Here is a 16,292-nt window from a genome sequence, read left to right as displayed (position 1 = left end):
AAATGAAAAACTTAAAAATATATAAATGGATTGGGCTGTTATTGCTCGTTATAACTATGACAGCTTGTGGAGACACAAAAAACGAAACGTCTAAAAAAGGAGATGAACATTCGGAATCTGAATCTAAACATAGCGATGGTGAACATAATGAAGAAAATCACGCTGAAGGCGAAGAAGTAATGTTAACTGCAAGACAGTACGAAACTTTGCAAATGTCTATAGACACATTACAAACGCGCAGTATGAGTGGTTATATAGAGGCTAATGGACAGCTAGAAGTACCACCACAAAATGAGGCAACTATTACAACTGTAATAGGAGCAAATGTAGTTTCTATCGAAGTTATAGAAGGAGATGAAGTTAAGAAAGGACAAGCTGTTGCCTACATATCACATCCTAATATTATTGAGAAACAAACGATGTATCTCAACGCATATAGTAATAGTCAGTTTCTCAAAAAATCATTCGATAGACAGAAAACACTTTACGATGCTGGTGTAGCTAGCGGTGCTAACTTTCAAAGTGCAGAAGCCGAATATAAAGCCTCTCTTGCGATGGTCAATGGTCTGGAAGCACAATTAAAGCAACTTAATATTAACGCTTCTGGTGTAAGAAATGGAACGATTTATCAACGTGTGGCGTTACGCAGTCCTATTGAAGGTTTTGTACAAAAAGTGGAAATAAAAACCGGTCAGTATGTAGAACCACAAACAGACTTAATGGACATAGTAAACACACATCACGTTCACGCAGATTTGATGGTTTTTGAAAAAGATGTCTATAAAGTTGAAAAGGGACAAAAAGTAACGTTCAACGTTCAATCCATTCCTGGGAAGCAACTCACAGCAGAAATTTACTCGATAAGTAAAACTTTTGAGGAAAACCCAAAAGCACTACACGTGCACGCAGAAATAGAAAACAAGGCGGGAAACCTCATTCCTGGAATGTATATTCAAGGACGTATCCAAACGGATAATTCAACTACTATGGCATTTCCAGAAACTGCGATATCTATTGAAGGAGAAAAAGCTTTTGTGTTTAAAGCAATGAGAGAAGGTGATGACTGGAGCTTTGTCCCTGTAGAGATTATTACTGTAGCAAAAGATGGAGATTGGGTAGCTGTTAGCTTTTTGGAACCCAATAAAAAAGACGAGCAATATGCTATGAATAATGCCTATTACCTAATGGCTGAGATGAAAAAAGGCGAAGCAGAGCACAGCCATTAAAAAACTATTAAATGACAGAAATAGAAAAAACATTAGAAAATCATCAAGTACGTCCTACGGCGATGCGTATTTTGATTTATAAATACTTGGCTGAAAAGAAGATTACGGTGGCGTTAACTGATATTGAGTCCGCTTTCGCGAAAGCGGAACGTACCACACTTTACAGAACCATAAAGACTTTTGAAGAAAATGGAATTGTACACCACATAGAAGATGGTACAGGTATTACCAAATATGCTTTATGTGAACCTGGATGTAATTGCGATTTGGAACAAGATTTACACTTACATTTTCATTGCCATAATTGCGATGAGACCGTATGTCTGACAGAACATAAAATACCACATATCAATTTGCCAGATGGTTACGTGGCCGAAAATGCCAACTTGGTACTTAAAGGAATATGTGAAAAATGTAGTGGACGATAATTGCACTTCCGTTGCACACTATTTTAAAATAAATTTGAATTATGAAAAAGAAAAAAGTAAACTTAAGAGATATAGATGCTCAAAATCATCAAGGCGAGCATAGTCACGATGATGGACACAATCATAGCAGTCCAGAAAGTGTCTCAAAATTCAAGACCTATGTACCTGCGATTTTCAGCTTTGTAATGCTTATGATAGGTATTGCAGTTGATTATTTTGACGCCATTCCTTTCTTTGAAGGATGGATAAGAATCGTATGGTACTCTATATCCTACATTCCTGTTGGCTTTCCAGTAATAAAGGAAGGATGGAACAGTATTAAGAATGGAGATTTCTTTACGGAATTCTTCTTAATGTCCATTGCGACTTTGGGTGCATTTGCGATAGGCGAATATCCCGAAGGTGTGGCTGTGATGTTATTCTATGCAGTGGGAGAATTGTTTCAACAAGCAGCGGTTAACCGAGCAAAAGGAAATATCAAAGCACTATTAGATGTAAGGCCTAATGAGGCGCTAGTGTATCGCAATGGCGATTTCATTTCGGTAAATCCCGAAACTGTAGAAATAGGCGAAACAATTCAAGTACGCGTAGGAGAAAAAGTGCCTCTTGATGGAATATTACTTTCAGATATAGGTTCTTTCAATACCGCTGCTCTTACCGGAGAAAGCAAACCAGATACAGTCCAGAAAGGAGCATCTGTATTTGCAGGAAGTATCAATCTTGATGGAGTTATTGAGGTAGAAACTACTAAGGAGTTTAAGGACAGTTCTATTGCACGTATCCTAGATATGGTACAGAATGCCACAGCTCGTAAATCTAAAACTGAATTATTCATTAGAAAATTTGCTCGTGTTTATACGCCTATTGTAGTTTTTTTAGCGATAGGTCTCACATTACTTCCTTACTTTTTTGTAGATGATTACGTTTTTAGAGACTGGTTATATCGAGCTTTAATCTTTCTTGTAATCTCTTGTCCTTGTGCATTGGTAATCTCTATTCCGCTGGGATATTTTGGTGGATTGGGAGCAGCATCTCGTAATGGAATTTTATTCAAGGGAGCTTCTTTTCTTGACGCAATGACCCAAAATAATACCGTTGTGATGGATAAAACTGGAACGGTAACTAAAGGTGTGTTTAAAATAAAGGAAGTTATAAGTGATTCCGCTTTCGCGAAAGCGGACTTTATGAAATACTTAATGGCAATGGAAGAGAAATCCACTCATCCCATTGCTAAAGCCATAATGGAATACAAGGCCGAAGGTGCCGACTATGATGCAACCGAAGTAACTGAAATCGCAGGAAAAGGATTGAAAGGAACCGTAAACGGGAAAACCGTGCTGGTAGGAAACAAAGCTTTAATGACTTCAAACACTATTAACGTTCCATCAGAAACTGATAGTATTGTTGAATCCATAGTGATGGTCGGAATTGACGGTAAATTTGCTGGTTATGTAACTATTGCAGATGAGTTGAAAGAGGATGCTCATCAAGCCATTAAAGAAATACGTGCGTCAGGTATTACTAAAATTATTATGCTATCGGGCGATAAAGATTCCATTACTCAGCAAGTAGCCAAAGAATTAAGCATTGACTGGGCAAAAGGAGGATTACTCCCAGAAGACAAACTCAACGAAGTAGAAAAACTTAAAGCACAACCAGGTACTAAGGTTGCTTTTATAGGAGATGGAATTAACGATGCACCAGTACTAGCAGCAAGTGATGTAGGAATTGCAATGGGAGGCCTTGGAAGTGATGTTGCTATTGAAACCGCAGATGTCATCATTCAAAATGACCAACCCTCGAAGATTGCACGTGCTATAAAAATAGGACGTTCCACAAGAGGTATTGTTTGGCAGAATATTGTTCTAGCCTTTGGAGTCAAAATTATAGTTCTAATCTTGGGAGCAGGTGGTCTAGCCACAATGTGGGAAGCTGTATTTGCAGATGTGGGTGTAGCATTGCTCGCTATTTTAAATGCCGTTAGGTTGCAAAAGATGAAGTGGGATTAAATCATTAAGATGCTGAATTATTCATAATTATTGATTTTGAGATAATTAGGTTAATATCTTCATTCAAAAAGTTTGAACTCTGTCCCTTCGAGGTCACGAACATTATGTAAAGCTCTTTAAACTAATTGTTTAAAGAACTTTTTAGCTTTATTGTAAATTTTAGATTTTTGTTAATCATTTGATTATGAAATAAGTAAAAGTTTGATAATTTCTCGTTTAAGTTCAATATATAATATTTTGGCTATTTATGTTTTGACAAAAAAATGATCCAAGTAAGCACATATATTGTTTCTCTTTAATTTAGAGTTTCAATTTTCACCCCAATATTTCTAATAAGTTCGCAGCAGTCAACTCAGATGAGGCTTGGTTTAGTCCAACGATTAAATTACCTTCTTAAATGGAGTATGAATTGCAATGTGCTACTTGTATTAAATTTCACTATTTTTCTTCAAACCATCTTCTACTTCTAATGAAGATATGTAACCAATAAATTATATCTTAAGCAAATCTTAAGAAACAACTAATGCTACTTTAAATTTAAGAATTGATTTTTGTACAATGCGAATACTAATAGTAGAAGACGAACCAGGTATATTTAATTTTCTAAAGCAAGGATTAGAAGAAGAATCCTATGCTATAGATATTGCAGAAGATGGCAAAAAAGGTTTAGAATTAGCACTGTCAGGAGAATATGATCTCTTATTATTAGATTGGATGGTTCCTGGTTTAAGCGGTATTGAAGTATGCCGTCAATTTAGAAAACAATTTAAAGAAACACCTATCATATTTTTGACCGCTAAAGACACCATAGACGAAACTGTTTTTGGACTACAGGCTGGCGCAAATGATTACATTAAAAAACCTTTCCATTTTGAAGAGCTTCTGGAACGCATAAAAGTGCAATTACGACCAAAATCTGGAGAACATTCTATTTTTAAAATTGGAGATATCACGCTGAACACAACAACCTATCAAGTGTTTAAAGGAACAGAAGAAGTCAACTTAACACAAAAAGAATTTGCTTTGTTAGAGTACTTATTACGTAATAAAGGTATAGTATGTAGAAGATCCCGAATTATTGAAAGTGTCTGGGATATACATTTTGATTATAATACAGGTGTTATTGATGTTTTTATTAATGCGCTTCGTAAAAAATTGAAATTGAGTAAGGACGAAAACTATATCCAGACCGTTAGAGGTGTTGGTTACATTGCGAAGGAGCTATGAATTTAAGTTTTAAAAATAGGGTTGCGTTACATTATATGATCGCCACAGCAGTTATAATGGCTGTAGCATTTACAGTTGTATTCTTTGTGGTAAAAGGTGTGGTGTATCAAAATATAGATAGTGACCTTTCTTTTGAAGCTGAAAAGCATACCGAAGAAATAAAAATTGTTGGTGACAGCATCAAAATTAAAAACAAAAAAGAGTGGGAAGAACGCGAACATAGAGAGGTTCAAGTAAATCCTGTTTTTATCCAAATTTTGGATAGTAACGGTTCTTTTATGGATAAATCCCCTAATCTTAAAGAAAACGAACTTGCATACAATTCTGAAGCCAATTTTGGCGGAAGCTATAACGAAACTCTCAATAGTAAACCCATAAGACAGATTCAATTACCCATTGAACAAGATGGTAAAATAAAAGGTTTTATTGTGGCGGCTATGCCATTAGAATCCTCTCTAATGGTGTTATTGAATTTAAGAAATATTTTATTTTTTGTCTATTTAGTACTCTTAGCAAGCCTTTATTTTATATCAAAATATATTGCAGGTAGAAGTATCATTCCTGTACAAATAGTTACGGAGACTACTAACAGAATCACCAAAAACAACTTAAACGAACGCGTTGCACTTCCTCAAAACAAAGATGAACTGTTTGATTTGTCTTCTGGTATTAATGCTTTATTACAGCGTATCGAGAATGCTATCGAAAGAGAACGTCAATTTACATCGGACGCTTCTCACGAATTACGTACACCTTTAGCAACTTTAAAAGGGACGCTGGAAGTATTAATTCGTAAACCAAGGGAGCAATCAGAATATGAAGACAAAATTAAGTTTAGTCTTACAGAAATAGACAGAATGACTGCCACTATCGAACAATTATTGTTGTTAGCAAGATTAGATACTAATTCAAAGCAAAAAAACAAAGCGTCCATTTCCTTAACAACAATCATTGACGAAATTCTTTCAAGACATAAAAATCAGATTACAAAAAAGAAACTCTCGATTGATTTTAAAAATGAAACAGTAAATGACACCTCAGTCCCTCAGTATTTTAGTAACCTTATATTAGAAAATATTATTGGTAATGCTATAAAATATGCTAAGGATGCTACCAAAATACACATATCAATTACCCAATTAGATTCAGAAACTATTTGCAAAGTTCAAGATGAGGGTATTGGAATAAAAAATGAAGATTTAGATAATTTATTCAACCATTTTTTTAGATCTGATGCACTAAATCACAAGACTATCTCTGGAAATGGTTTGGGACTATCAATAGCCAAAAAAGCTGCAGATGCTATTGATGCAAACATTGAAGTAGAAAGCACGTTGAACGTTGGAACCACTTTTACTGTTTACTTTTAAGCCAATCTTAAGACTATCCTTAGACAGTCTTAAAATTACAGCATTACTTTTATAAAGAATTAGCTTAATAACTCTTGAAAAAGAAAACAGTTCCCCCTCTTGACCTTTAAATATTTTGGTTGGTTTTTATTGGTTAGTAGTTGCAAAAGCCTTGAGGTTTCTCAGGGCTTTTGTTTTTTAGAGTAACACATAAATAATCAATCTTAAGCTAATCTTAAGAAACCGTTTAGATTACAATTAGATAACCCATCTACATTTGTTTCATTATTTTAATTAACCACCAAAAAAATGTTAGAACGTATTATTCAGTACAGTATTCATCACAAACTTATTGTGCTATTATTTACTGCAGGAATCGTTGGATTCGGCTTGTATTCCCTTTCCAATATACCTATTGGAGCAGTTCCAGATGTGACCAATAATCAAGTTCAGGTTATTACCACCTCAAGAACCTTATCGACCGAAGATGTTGAGAAATTTTTAACCTACCCAGTAGAGTTAGAAATGGCAAACTTACCTGGAGTAACAGAAATTCGTTCTATTTCTAAATTTGGATTATCAGTAGTTACTGTAGTTTTTGATGATGAAATGGGTACGTACCTACCGCGTCAACTTATTGCTGAGAAAATAAAAAGTGCCGAAGAAAAAATACCAGCTGGTTTTGGTAAACCTTTTATGGGGCCAGTCTCTACCGGTTTGGGAGAAATTTATCAATATGTAATTGATGTAGACCCTAAATACAAGGACCAATATTCCTTATCAGATGTTCGTACCATCCAAGATTGGGTAGTAAAACGTCAGCTTTCTGGAATACCAGGAGTTGTAGAAGTAAATACTTGGGGAGGCTACTTAAAGACGTATGAAGTAGCGGTTAATCCAGAACGTCTACGTTCAATGGATGTTTCTATTTTCGATGTTTTTAATGCGCTTGAAAAAAACAATAGCGTTGCCGGAGGTGGTTATATTGAAAAAATTAATGAAAGTTACTTTATAAGAGGTGAAGGCTTAGTGTCTTCAATAGAAGACATTCAAGACATTGTTGTAACAAATAAAGGTGATGTTCCTGTCTATGTTAGAGATGTGGCCAATGTAGGCTTTGGTCACGCTAACCGTTTTGGTGCTATCACAGGAAACGGAGAAGGCGAAAAAGTTTTAGGTCAAGTAATGATGCTTAAAGATGCCAATTCTAATGCTGTAATCGAGGCAGTAAAACAACGTGTGGCAGAAATACAATCCTCATTACCTAAAGGAATTTCAATCAACCCATTTTTAGAGCGTAGCGAACTTATTGCCAAAACGACCTTCACAATTGCCGAAAACCTGATTTTAGGATGTTTAATCGTGATTTTTGTAGTGGTTTTACTTTTAGGAAACCTGCGTTCTGGTTTAGTAGTGGCTTCTGTAATTCCATTATGTTTATTGTTTGCGCTTTCGTTAATGTACATTTTTGGGGTCGATGCAAACTTGATGAGTTTGGGTGCGATCGACTTCGGTATTATAATAGACGGTGCTGTAATTATAGTCGAATTTATCGCCTTTAAAATCACAAGTCAACGAGCTAAATTATTAGCGCTTCCAAAAGAAGAACGACAAGGGTTAATTGATACCATTACCTATCAAGGTGCTTCAAAAATGATGAACTCTGCGGTATTTGGGCAATTAATTATCATCATCGTTTTTATACCTATTCTGTCTTTAGTTAATGTAGAAGGAAAAATGTTCCGTCCTATGGCATTGGTATTCTGTTTTGCGCTTATAGGTGCAATGCTGTTATGCTTTACCTACATTCCAGTAATGGCTTCATTGTTTATTAAACCTTCTAATACAGAAAAGAAAACCATATCATCAAGACTTATTACATTTTTAGAAAACAAATACCGACCTACCATTACTTGGGCATTGCGTAAAAAGACATTGGTATTAAGTATGGCTGTAGGATTGTTAGTCTTTACAGGATTTCTATTTACAAGAATGGGTGGCGAGTTTGTACCTACTTTAGATGAAGGTGACTTTGTGATTCAACCCGTTCTAAAAACAGGAATGTCATTAAGTAAAACGATTGAAGCCACTACCAAAATAGAAAAAATACTAAAACAGTTCCCTGAAGTAGAACAAGTGGTAAGTAGAATTGGAGCTGCCGAAGTGCCAACAGATCCAATGTCTATGGAAGAAAGTGATGTTATCATAAAATTGAAACCTAAAGGTGAATGGACTTCTGCTGAGTCTAAAGACGAATTAGCAGATAAATTTAAAGAAGCATTATCCAATGAAATTGCTGGTGTAGATTTTGAATTTACACAACCTATTGAAATGCGATTTAATGAATTGATTACAGGAGTAAGAGCAGATTTAGCTATCAAGGTTTTTGGAGAAGATTTAGATGTGCTTTATAGAAAAGCATTAGAAATAGAAAAGGCTATTCAAAATGTGGAAGGAGCAGCTGATATTTCTGTAGAGAAAACAGCTGGTTTACCACAAATGTCTGTAAAATATGACCGCCAGAAAATAGCTAAATATGGATTAAACATTGAAGACTTAAATAAAGTGGTAACAATGGGATTTGCAGGAATGCCTGCAGGAACTGTTTTTGAAGGCGAAAAACAATTTGATTTAGTATTGCGTTTTGATGCTGCTCACAGAAAAGATATTGAAAACTTAGAAACCGCATCGGTTACATTAACTAATGGTACTAAATTACCGCTTAGCGAATTTGCGAACATAAGCTACACCAAAGGACCAGCTAAAATTTCACGTGATAACACCAAGCGTCGTATCGTAGTAGGTGTCAATGTTAGAAACCGAGATTTAGAATCTGTTGTAAAAGATGTGCAAGTAATCATTGAAAGAGATGTTAAGATTCCAACTGGATATTCTATAAGCTATGGAGGTCAATTTGAAAATTTAAGAACTGCATCAGCACGGTTAAAAGTAGCGGTACCCATTGCGCTAATATTAATTTTTGTGCTGTTATACTTCGCTTTCGATTCTGTAAAAGAGGCGTTAATGATTTATAGCGCCATTCCATTATCTGCAATAGGTGGCGTTATGCTTCTGTATATCAGAGACCTTCCTTTCAGCATTTCGGCAGGCGTTGGGTTTATTGCACTTTTCGGTATTGCAGTATTAAATGGTATTGTGTTGATTGAAGAGTTTAAAGAACTAAAAGCACACGGTGTCAGCAATATTAATAAGCGAATTTTAATGGGAACAAAAAACAGATTGCGTCCAGTATTATTAACTGCAGCAGCAGCAGCTTTAGGATTTTTACCTATGGCAATATCAACTTCCGCTGGCGCCGAAGTACAAAGACCATTAGCAACAGTAGTTGTAGGTGGATTAATAACTGCAACCGTTTTAACTTTAGTTGTACTGCCTATTTTATATGCAATGTTCGACAGAAAAGGACATCATCCTAAAATAAAAACAAAAGTGAATTTTAAGGCTCTAAGCATTATGCTTTTATTGTTTTTACCATTCTTTGGTAAGGCACAACAAAACCCAGTAAATGTTGAGCAGACTGTAAAAATGGCTATTGAAAATAATAATGGATTGCAAGCTTACGCGAAAAAGATTAATCAATCAGAACAGTTGGTAGGAAGTGCTTTTAATTTGGACAAAACACAAGTTTACTATAGCTATGACCAAAATAACATTGCCGAAAATGGTTTGCCATTAAAGGTGTTAGGCATTAGTCAATCACTTCAATTCCTAACAGTATATGGCGCACAGCGCAAAGTAGAAAAACAAAAAGTAGCATTAATAACGCAGCAGTATCGTCTAAATGAAAGAATATTGACTAAAGAGGTTAATTCAGCCTATTATAATGTAGTCTATAGCAATAATCTTGTGAGGCAATATGTCTATTTAGATAGCTTATATGGTCAATTTGCAAGAGCTGCTAAAAAGAGATACGATGTAGGGGAAACTAATTTATTAGAAAAACTAACGGCTGAAACCAAGCAAAAAGAAATCGCTATCGCACTTTCTCAAGCACGCGAAGACGTTTCTAAAGCCTACACAATGTTAAATCAATGGGTACAGACCGATTCAACAATTACGGTTTCAGAAGATGTGTTACCAAGACTGGAATTAAAAGAATTCAGTCTAACAGATCATCCTGGACTAATGTATTATAATTCAGCAGAAAACTTAGCTAAATCTTCTCTTTCATTAGAGCGACAAAAGATTTTACCTGATTTACAATTATCAGTATTTCAAGGCACAAACAATGGTGTAGCTGCAAGAAATTATAATGGATTTCAAGTAGGTATTGCAGTACCATTATGGTTTGGAGCACATAAATCAAAAATCAATGCAGCTAAGACAGAAACATTGATTATTGCTAATGAATTTGAAAACTATAAAATTCAATTACAATCAAAATACGACGCCTTGCTTTCTGATTTAAAAAAGTTTCAAGAAACAGTTGATTATTATCAAAGTACAGGAAGAGATCTTTCTAAGCAATTAACAACAACAGCTTCAAAAGCGTTTCAAAATGGCGAGATAGATTTTTTACAATATGTGCAGCTTTTAGAGAGTTCAAAAAACATTGAAATCAATTATTTACAGAACTTAAACAAGTACAACAATACCGTTTTAGAGTTAAACTATTTAACCAATTAAAAATGAAAAATCCACACAACAATTCATCAAATTCAATTTTTTTCAAAAGCCTTTTATTGGTCGCAATAATGGCTTTAGCTTCTTGTAACTCAAATGAAAAAACTGAAGCTGCAAATACAGCCGAAACTGAAACAACTGAAGATACCGACATCATTACAATTACAGAAAATCAGTTTTCTGCAGGAAATATGGAAGTTGGAAAAGTAACCACGCAGCCTTTTAACACCATTGTAAAAGCCAATGGTATGTTTGCTGTGCCACCAGAAAACCAAGCAGATGTAAGTGCTTATTTTGCAGGCTATGTAAAAAACATCAGCCTGTTACCAGGCGACCCTGTTAAAAAAGGACAGACCTTATTCACGATTGAAAATCCTGAATACGTGCAAGTACAACAAGATTTCTTAGAAGCCAAAGGACGTTTGAGCTACTTAAAATCAGATTATGAGCGCCAAAAGGAGTTGATGGCAGATAACGTAACCTCAAAAAAGAATTTTCTAAAAGCAGAATCGGAATATACTGTAACCATGGCGCAATATCAATCCCTTAAAAAGAAGTTGAGCTTAATGAACATTAATCCGAATACATTATCGGGAGAGAATATTCGTTCAGTCATTAGCGTACTATCGCCATTATCGGGTTATGCAACAACCATTAATGCTACTAAAGGAATGTACTTAAATCCTTCGGATGTTGCTGTAACCGTTACTAATACTGATGATTTACACATTGAACTAAAGATTTTCGAAAAAGACCTTCCAATGGTAAAAGAAGGACAATTTATTAATGTACGACTACAAAATGATATGAATAAAGTGTATCAAGGCAAAGTGCATTTAGTAAATAAAGCGATAAATGCCCAAGACAGAACCGTCGCCATTCACGGCGATTTGGTAAACGAAAGTGATGTAAAACTATTTGCACCTGGAATGTATATAGAAGGAGAAATATTAACTACCACTTCAGAACATCCTGCGTTACCAGTAGAAGCAGTTGCGAATATTGATAATGACTACTTTGTTTTGGTTAAAGAAAACGGTACAACTTTTAAAAGGGTGTTAGTCAAAGTGGGTGCTGCTAATAATGGCTTTATTCAAATAATTAACGCCAATGATTTTAAACCAGATACAGAATTTTTGACCAAAGGGACATTTAATCTAATAACAGAATAGATGGAAGATAAAGAACAAGGATTAGACAATTATTTAGATAGCCATTTCATCCACAGAAGTAATTGGTTAAGAGCAGCGGTACTTGGCGCAAATGACGGTATTTTATCAACAGCAAGTCTCGCCATAGGTGTTGCAGCTGCAAGTGCGACACGAGAGCCTATTATTTTGGCAACATTAGCAGGTCTTGTTGCTGGTGCTTTGTCAATGGCAGCAGGAGAATACGTTTCCGTGAGTTCACAAACCGATGTGGAAAAGGCAGACATTGAACGCGAAAAACAAGAATTAAGCGAAATGCCCGAAATTGAATTACAACGCCTTGCAGAAATTTATGAAAAAAGAGGTTTGAAAAAAGAAACAGCTTTAACCGTAGCTAAAGAATTAACAGAACACGATGCTTTGGGTGCACACATTAGAGATGAATTGGGAATAAATGAAATTAGCCAAGCCAAACCTATTCAAGCGGCTTTTGCATCTGGGGCGGCATTTACCGTAGGTGGATTACTTCCTTTTTTGGTAACACTTTTTCTGCCTTTAAATAGTATGGAATATTCTCTTTATGGTTTTGCACTTTTCTTCTTGATAATTCTGGGAGCACTAGCTGCTAAAACAGGCGGTTCAAGTATCGTTAAAGCCATTGCTCGTATCACGTTTTGGGGAACAGTTGCAATGGGTCTAACTGCATTGGTCGGTTACTTGTTCAATGTAAATATGGTTTAAACAAAAAAATAAATTATGAACGACGCACATTTTCATTTAGTAGTCAATCATTTGCCTATTGTGGGCGTATTGATTGGTTTTTTAGTGTTGTTAGCAGGTTTAATTATGAAAAAACCGCAAATCAAAAATACAGCATTAGGTATTTTTATTTTTTCTGCATTAACAGCTATTGCAGCTTTTTTAACAGGTGAAGGTGCTGAAGAAATCGTTGAGAATTTACCTGGAATTAGCGAGACATTAATTCATAAACACGAAGAGCACGCGGAGCTGTTTTTGACAATGCTGTTAATTTTAGGAGGAGTTTCGATAACCACTTTGTTTTTGGAGTATAAAAAGTTGCCATTTTCAAAGTATGGCTTTGTTGTGATTTTACTGCTTTCCGTTACCTCAATAGGTATTTCTAAATATGTAGGAACAAGTGGTGGCGAAATCACTCATATCGAAATTAGAAGTGATGCAAATGTAATTCAGTTAGATTCTCATAATAAAGAAAATGACCACGATGACGATTGAAAATGTTTCTAAATTTTGTTCTGGTTTACTTACAAGTTCTAAATGCAAAGAGCTGCCATTTCACAATCTTGAGCATACAAAAGAAGTTGTTCAAAATGTAAAGTACTTATGTGCAGCAATGGATATCAATTTGGTAGAAACAGATTTGTTAATTATTGCAGCTTGGTTTCACGACACAGGATTTTCTAAAACATACAAAGACCACGAAGCCGAAAGTATCATAATTGCTAAAAAGTTTCTTTCCAGCTTAGGAATGGAAAGCGATAGCATTAACAGAATCTGTAATTGCATTGAAGCCACTAAAATGCCTCAAAGTCCAACAGATAGATTATCTGAAATTCTGTGCGATGCAGACATTTTTCATATAAGTAGCTCGCATTTCTTTTACAGAAAATTATTGCTTCGTAGAGAATGGGAGTTATTCTGTGATATTAAAACAACAAATAAAGAATGGCATTTATTGAATCTCAAATTTTTAAAAGAGCATCACTTTAGAAGTGATTATGGAAAGCAAACTTTAGAAATCGGCAAGCAGGAAAATCTTCATAAAGTTGAAAACATTTTAAACTATTTTAATGAATAATAATTTTCCATACTCAAAATACAATTTTAATAATCAAGATTTATTATCTGGGTTAACAACAGCTGAATGCGAGAGACTCACAGCTAATAAAGAAATACTGAACTTTAAGGCAGGCACGCAGATATTTAAAGAAGGTACAGAGCCTAAAGGTATTTATAGAGTACTATCAGGAAAAGTAAAGAAATATACTGCTACCAATTTTGGTACAGATCATATATTTTATATCTGTGGAGAAAACGAATATCTTGGGTATCACGCTATTCTAAGTGAAGAAGAGTATCCAGACTCTGCAACTGCATTATTAGATTGTGAAGTAGCATTTATTCCTAAAAATGATTTTTTAAACGTAGTAAGTACATCTCACCTATTATCGCAACGTTTGCTAAAGAATTTAAGCCACGAATTTGGAGTTTTTCTAAATGCAACTAAAATATTAGCACGTTACACGGTTAGAGAACGCACGGCAATAAATCTATTGATTTTACAAAGAAAATTCAGCGTTAAAGAGAGTCTTAAAGAAATTGAAATGAATAGAGATGATCTCGCGAGTATGGTGGGTACTGCTAAAGAGTCCTTGGTACGAATGTTGAAAGATTTTAAAGAAGAAAAGCTTATTTCTACTAAGGGTAGAATCATTTTTATTGAAGACCTTGAAGGGCTTGTAAAAGCAAGTAATTATAAATAAAATTGATAAATGTCAATGTAAGAATAAATAGCTTTTAACGTTAAACTAAATACCTTTACAGATTATAAATTATTATGAAAAAAAACATTTTTACATTACTTGTGCTACTATTAACTATTAGCGGAGTAACCGCTCAAGAATGGCATACGGATTTTGCAAAAGCAAAGAAAACAGCAACCGAAGAAAATAAACCTATAATTCTTGTTTTTCAAGGATCAGACTGGTGTGCGCCTTGTATAAAATTAGATCGTGAAATTTGGAGCACAGAAGCTTTTAAAAAGTACGCAACAAAAAACTATGTAATGCTTCAAGCAGACTTCCCAAGAAAAAAGAAAAACGCATTGAGTGAATCTCAAACTGCAGCAAATGCAAAATTGGCAGAGGCCTATAACAAAAATGGGATTTTTCCTTTCGTAGTTATACTTGACGCTAACGGAAAAGTATTAGGAGAAACGAGTTATAAAAAGACGACGCCAGAAGCGTACATTGAGGAACTAAACACTTTTACCAAGTAATTTGAAGAATCTAATCACTTTATCATTATTGTTCTTTTCAGTTGTCTGTATAGCGCAACAGCCATACAAACGTACACTCAAACTAATGGGTAGTCGTTTTGACATAACCGTAGTTGCAGAAAATGAAAGTATAGGAAATAAGTATATCGATACTGCTGTAGCCGAAATTACAAGAATAGAAAAACTGATTTCTTCTTGGGATACCAATTCTCAAACATCAGAAATTAATAGAAATGCTGGTATCAAAGCTGTAAAAGTAGATTCAGAATTGTTTCAATTAATTGAAAGAGCAATAGGTATTTCAAAATTGACAGATGGCGCTTTTGACATTAGCTATGCATCTATGGATCGCATTTGGAAATTTGATGGTAGTATGACAGAGATGCCTTCCGAAGAAAAAATAAAAGAATCTGTTGCTAAAGTTGGCTTTAAGAACATCATCTTAGATAAAGAAAATAGTACAGTCTTTCTCAAGTTAGAAGGAATGAAAATAGGCTTTGGAGCTATCGGAAAAGGATATGCGGCAGACAAAGCTAAGTCTTTGTTAATCTCTAAAGGAGTATCATCAGGCATTATAAACGCCTCTGGAGATATGAATACTTGGGGAAAACAACCTAGTGGTAAAGAATGGAAAGTAGCCATCACAAATCCAATGGATAAGGATAAGGTATTTGCGCTATTGCCTATTACAAATGGTGCTGTTGTGACCTCTGGTAATTACGAGAAGTTTGTAAAATTTAATGGAACACGCTATTCCCACATTATTGATCCTAGAACAGGATATCCATCTAGCGGAATTATAAGTGTAACAGTTTTTGCGCCCAAAGCAGAACTTGCCGACGCACTCGCTACGTCTGTATTTGTTATGGGTAAAGATGTAGGATTGAGCAGAATAAATCAGATGCCAAAGATAGAATGTATCATCATTGATGATAAAGGAAATATCTTCAAATCAGACAACATAAAAATAGACAAAATATGATAAAGAGATTAATGATAGCGGCAGTAATAGCTACCTGTTTAAGTAGTTGTGTAGTCGTAAAAGAATACGAAAAAGTAAATATCAATGATCCAGATATGGCGTTGTCTGAAAAGAAGTGTGATCGTAATGTAACCACAGCACATTCCTATCGCGAAGCAGCGGTAGGTGCAAATGGAGGAAAAACTGGAGGAGGCTGCGGCTGTAATTAACTGAATTCCTTTTTTAAGAAGCAATCGGCACTT

General features: G+C 35.0%; 14 protein-coding genes. All 14 read left to right on the top strand.

Features of this window, described 5'->3' with window-relative positions:
- Window positions 1-2 precede the first annotated feature (2 nt).
- The 14 genes from GBH57_RS10895 to GBH57_RS10830 all read left to right on the top strand — a co-directional run bounded on the left by GBH57_RS10895 (window position 3) and on the right by GBH57_RS10830 (window position 16,259).
- Window positions 3-1,226: an efflux RND transporter periplasmic adaptor subunit gene (locus GBH57_RS10895; protein WP_151674521.1), complete on the top strand. Its 1,224-nt coding sequence runs from the start codon at window positions 3-5 to the stop codon at window positions 1,224-1,226.
- Between the two features lie 11 nt (window positions 1,227-1,237).
- Window positions 1,238-1,654, top strand: coding sequence for a Fur family transcriptional regulator (locus GBH57_RS10890; RefSeq protein WP_151674520.1), 417 nt, complete (start codon window positions 1,238-1,240; stop codon window positions 1,652-1,654).
- A gap of 41 nt (window positions 1,655-1,695) precedes the next feature.
- Window positions 1,696-3,663, top strand: coding sequence for a heavy metal translocating P-type ATPase (locus GBH57_RS10885; protein WP_151674519.1), 1,968 nt, complete (start codon window positions 1,696-1,698; stop codon window positions 3,661-3,663).
- 558 nt (window positions 3,664-4,221) lie between these two features.
- Complete coding sequence (locus GBH57_RS10880) at window positions 4,222-4,890, top strand: response regulator transcription factor (protein WP_151674518.1); 669 nt, start codon at window positions 4,222-4,224, stop codon at window positions 4,888-4,890.
- A 56-nt stretch (window positions 4,891-4,946) separates the two neighbouring features.
- Window positions 4,947-6,260 carry a sensor histidine kinase gene (locus GBH57_RS10875; RefSeq protein ID WP_235904695.1) on the top strand — a complete coding sequence of 438 codons (1,314 nt, stop codon included), beginning with the start codon at window positions 4,947-4,949 and terminating at the stop codon, window positions 6,258-6,260.
- A gap of 288 nt (window positions 6,261-6,548) precedes the next feature.
- Window positions 6,549-10,886: a CusA/CzcA family heavy metal efflux RND transporter gene (locus GBH57_RS10870; RefSeq protein ID WP_151674516.1), complete on the top strand. Its 4,338-nt coding sequence runs from the start codon at window positions 6,549-6,551 to the stop codon at window positions 10,884-10,886.
- 2 nt (window positions 10,887-10,888) lie between these two features.
- Window positions 10,889-12,055 carry an efflux RND transporter periplasmic adaptor subunit gene (locus tag GBH57_RS10865; RefSeq protein ID WP_008610834.1) on the top strand — a complete coding sequence of 389 codons (1,167 nt, stop codon included), beginning with the start codon at window positions 10,889-10,891 and terminating at the stop codon, window positions 12,053-12,055.
- On the top strand, window positions 12,056-12,772 hold the full coding sequence (locus tag GBH57_RS10860; RefSeq protein WP_151674515.1) for a VIT1/CCC1 transporter family protein: 717 nt from the start codon (window positions 12,056-12,058) through the stop codon (window positions 12,770-12,772).
- Between the two features lie 15 nt (window positions 12,773-12,787).
- Window positions 12,788-13,285, top strand: a complete 498-nt coding sequence (locus GBH57_RS10855) for a hypothetical protein (RefSeq protein ID WP_151674514.1) — start codon at window positions 12,788-12,790, stop codon at window positions 13,283-13,285.
- Entirely contained in the window at window positions 13,266-13,868 is a 603-nt protein-coding gene (locus GBH57_RS10850) for an HD domain-containing protein (RefSeq protein ID WP_092132186.1), read from the top strand. Before GBH57_RS10855 ends, GBH57_RS10850 begins: the two co-directional genes overlap by 20 nt.
- Window positions 13,861-14,553, top strand: coding sequence for a Crp/Fnr family transcriptional regulator (locus GBH57_RS10845; RefSeq protein ID WP_092132189.1), 693 nt, complete (start codon window positions 13,861-13,863; stop codon window positions 14,551-14,553). The genes GBH57_RS10850 and GBH57_RS10845 overlap by 8 nt, the downstream gene beginning before the upstream one ends.
- A gap of 74 nt (window positions 14,554-14,627) precedes the next feature.
- Complete coding sequence (locus tag GBH57_RS10840) at window positions 14,628-15,068, top strand: thioredoxin family protein (protein WP_092132191.1); 441 nt, start codon at window positions 14,628-14,630, stop codon at window positions 15,066-15,068.
- A gap of 1 nt (window position 15,069) precedes the next feature.
- On the top strand, window positions 15,070-16,050 hold the full coding sequence (locus GBH57_RS10835; protein ID WP_151674513.1) for an FAD:protein FMN transferase: 981 nt from the start codon (window positions 15,070-15,072) through the stop codon (window positions 16,048-16,050).
- Window positions 16,051-16,061: 11 nt separating this feature from the next.
- On the top strand, window positions 16,062-16,259 hold the full coding sequence (locus GBH57_RS10830) for a DUF4266 domain-containing protein (protein WP_373865839.1): 198 nt from the start codon (window positions 16,062-16,064) through the stop codon (window positions 16,257-16,259).
- Window positions 16,260-16,292: the final 33 nt, after the last annotated feature.

This window comes from Patiriisocius marinus, assembly GCF_008974325.1.
In the GTDB taxonomy this organism is placed as follows: Bacteria; Bacteroidota; Bacteroidia; order Flavobacteriales; family Flavobacteriaceae; genus Patiriisocius; species Patiriisocius marinus.
Note: the sequence above shows the minus strand (reverse complement) of the source record. Positions and strands in the feature narration are given on the sequence as shown.

What these genes read in the sequence shown, in the direction of transcription:
- GBH57_RS10895 (WP_151674521.1), top strand. Translation starts at nt 3, where the DNA reads ATGAAAAACTTAAAAATATATAAATGGATTGGGCTGTTATTGCTCGTT.
- GBH57_RS10890 (WP_151674520.1), top strand. Translation starts at nt 1,238, where the DNA reads ATGACAGAAATAGAAAAAACATTAGAAAATCATCAAGTACGTCCTACG.
- GBH57_RS10885 (WP_151674519.1), top strand. Translation starts at nt 1,696, where the DNA reads ATGAAAAAGAAAAAAGTAAACTTAAGAGATATAGATGCTCAAAATCAT.
- GBH57_RS10880 (WP_151674518.1), top strand. Translation starts at nt 4,222, where the DNA reads ATGCGAATACTAATAGTAGAAGACGAACCAGGTATATTTAATTTTCTA.
- GBH57_RS10875 (WP_235904695.1), top strand. Translation starts at nt 4,947, where the DNA reads ATGGCTGTAGCATTTACAGTTGTATTCTTTGTGGTAAAAGGTGTGGTG.
- GBH57_RS10870 (WP_151674516.1), top strand. Translation starts at nt 6,549, where the DNA reads ATGTTAGAACGTATTATTCAGTACAGTATTCATCACAAACTTATTGTG.
- GBH57_RS10865 (WP_008610834.1), top strand. Translation starts at nt 10,889, where the DNA reads ATGAAAAATCCACACAACAATTCATCAAATTCAATTTTTTTCAAAAGC.
- GBH57_RS10860 (WP_151674515.1), top strand. Translation starts at nt 12,056, where the DNA reads ATGGAAGATAAAGAACAAGGATTAGACAATTATTTAGATAGCCATTTC.
- GBH57_RS10855 (WP_151674514.1), top strand. Translation starts at nt 12,788, where the DNA reads ATGAACGACGCACATTTTCATTTAGTAGTCAATCATTTGCCTATTGTG.
- GBH57_RS10850 (WP_092132186.1), top strand. Translation starts at nt 13,266, where the DNA reads ATGACCACGATGACGATTGAAAATGTTTCTAAATTTTGTTCTGGTTTA.
- GBH57_RS10845 (WP_092132189.1), top strand. Translation starts at nt 13,861, where the DNA reads ATGAATAATAATTTTCCATACTCAAAATACAATTTTAATAATCAAGAT.
- GBH57_RS10840 (WP_092132191.1), top strand. Translation starts at nt 14,628, where the DNA reads ATGAAAAAAAACATTTTTACATTACTTGTGCTACTATTAACTATTAGC.
- GBH57_RS10830 (WP_373865839.1), top strand. Translation starts at nt 16,062, where the DNA reads ATGATAGCGGCAGTAATAGCTACCTGTTTAAGTAGTTGTGTAGTCGTA.